This window comes from Oleiphilus sp. HI0061, from assembly GCF_001635675.1.
In genome coordinates this window covers 1-1,606 of record NZ_LWFE01001337.1, presented here as the reverse complement: position 1 = coordinate 1,606, position 1,606 = coordinate 1, and the positions used below count along the sequence as shown (strand labels likewise).

Sequence of the window (1,606 nt, the reverse complement as noted above, 5' to 3'; positions counted from 1 at the left end):
AGGGCTTATTGATCACCCCCTACGCGAGTGCTTGTATTGATATCTCGGATGGTTTGCTAGCTGATGCAGGGCATATTGCTGAGTCTTCTTCATGTGGCCTAAGGATTGACCTGGACGCCTTGCCCTTGTCGAAAGAATTGCGTGAATTTTCTAAAGATAGAGCTGCGCTACTGGCACTGACTGCAGGAGATGACTACGAGTTACTTTTTACGATCCCTGAGGAAGGTTGGCAGGTATTGGAGTCGAAGGCTGAGGCGAGTGCTTTCACTAGAATAGGGCGGGTTGAGCCCAAGAGTTTTGGTGTCAAGGTCTTTTCTGGTGAGCAGGAAGTCGAAATAGAGAGAAAGGGGTTTCAGCATTTTGAGTAAGTTACCGCAAGGTTTTTTAAAGAATCCGGCACACTTTGCTGCTTTTGGTTTTGGTAGTGGTTGTGCACCGAAGGCACCCGGGACAGCAGGAACATTAATGGCGATTGTTCCTTATTTATGGCTGCAGCATTTAGCCTTAGAGTGGTACTTGGTGGTTATTGTGCTGAGCTTTGTTGTTGGCTGTTGGCTGTGTGCTAAAGCTTCCAAAGCCTTGGGTGTTCATGATCATGGCGGAATTGTTTGGGACGAGTTTGTTGGCTATTGGATAGCAATGATAGGCGCGCCGAAAGGCTGGTTGCCTATTGTACTAGGCTTCATTCTGTTTCGGGTTTTTGACATCTGGAAACCGCAGCCGATTAAATATCTGGATCAGCATATCCATGGTGGTAGCGGTATCATGATTGATGATGTGATTGCTGGCCTTTTTGCTCTAGTGATTCTGCAAGTTCTCTATTTTAGCTTACCGGGCTTGTTCTGAACTTCGATTTCTAGCGCATTATTTCTTAATGCGCTAGTTCACTTTGCAGAATGCTTTAATGGGCTGTTTCTTTGGTATAGGGAGCTGGCAGTTTGTTGATGATTTTTAAAAAGCTTTGCAGGCTATCCCGGGCTCTTTCTTTATTTGCATAAGGCCCGCTATCGAAGCCTTCACGAGTAGAAAAGTACCACTTATTACCAACACTGAAAAAGCGACTGCTGCGAAAAGGTATTTCCCCTTGTTCGCCTGTGCGGTGTGAAAGATCGGCTTGTTCATTCATTGGTGTATCCTCCAATTAATACTTGTCGTTGTTGTTATTTTACTTAACTGTATAACAAATTCCCGAAAAATCAATTTGTTGCCAAGAGGTGTGCTTGGAGGCACAATGCTGTCAGTTATTTTTCCACTTAGAGGCGTTTATGTATCGATTTTTTCAAGGCTTAAGAAGGCCAAAGTTTTTAGGTTTAGTGTTAAGTTTAGTTTTATTGAGTGCTTGTTCTGCTTCAAATAAGGTGGTGCAAACCTACGAAGGAAATATATTGCCTCAGGATCAGTTAGCGGTAGTGCTTGCTCCAGAAAATATAAGTCTGATTTCTGTTAATGGGCGAGAGGTTCCTNCTTATCTGTTAAGTAATATTGAAACAAAATATGGCCTGAGAGCCGGTCTTAACCAGCTTGTATTCAAGTACGAAAGTATCTGGGCGAAGCCTGGTCCTCAGACAAATGGAAATAGTAGGTCAGAGAAAACCGAGTCACAGTT

4 protein-coding genes are annotated in these 1,606 nt (G+C 43.7%); 3 read left to right on the top strand and 1 reads right to left on the bottom strand.

Going from position 1 to position 1,606, the window contains the following annotated elements; all coding sequences use genetic code 11:
• Positions 1-368, top strand: a 368-nt coding sequence (locus A3735_RS21160) for a thiamine-monophosphate kinase (RefSeq protein WP_255375186.1), incomplete at its 5' end; no start/stop codon positions are given.
• Complete coding sequence (locus A3735_RS21155; protein ID WP_068511380.1) at positions 361-846, top strand: phosphatidylglycerophosphatase A; 486 nt, start codon at positions 361-363, stop codon at positions 844-846. The genes A3735_RS21160 and A3735_RS21155, both read left to right, overlap by 8 nt.
• A gap of 55 nt (positions 847-901) precedes the next feature.
• Here A3735_RS21155 and A3735_RS21150 read toward each other — a convergent pair whose 3' ends face one another.
• The gene (locus tag A3735_RS21150) at positions 902-1,126 is read right to left on the bottom strand and encodes a DUF6316 family protein (RefSeq protein ID WP_068511382.1); all 225 of its coding nucleotides are present in this window, start codon (positions 1,124-1,126) and stop codon (positions 902-904) included.
• A 139-nt stretch (positions 1,127-1,265) separates the two neighbouring features.
• On the opposite strand from A3735_RS21150, the gene A3735_RS21145 reads away from it, so the two are divergent.
• Positions 1,266-1,606 (top strand): DUF2057 family protein (locus tag A3735_RS21145; RefSeq protein WP_156499802.1); only part of this gene is annotated, 341 nt, incomplete at its 3' end.

Bases quoted from the DNA above. Each gene is read 5' to 3' on its own strand.
- A3735_RS21150 (WP_068511382.1), bottom strand. From the start codon at position 1,126: ATGAATGAACAAGCCGATCTTTCACACCGCACAGGCGAACAAGGGGAA.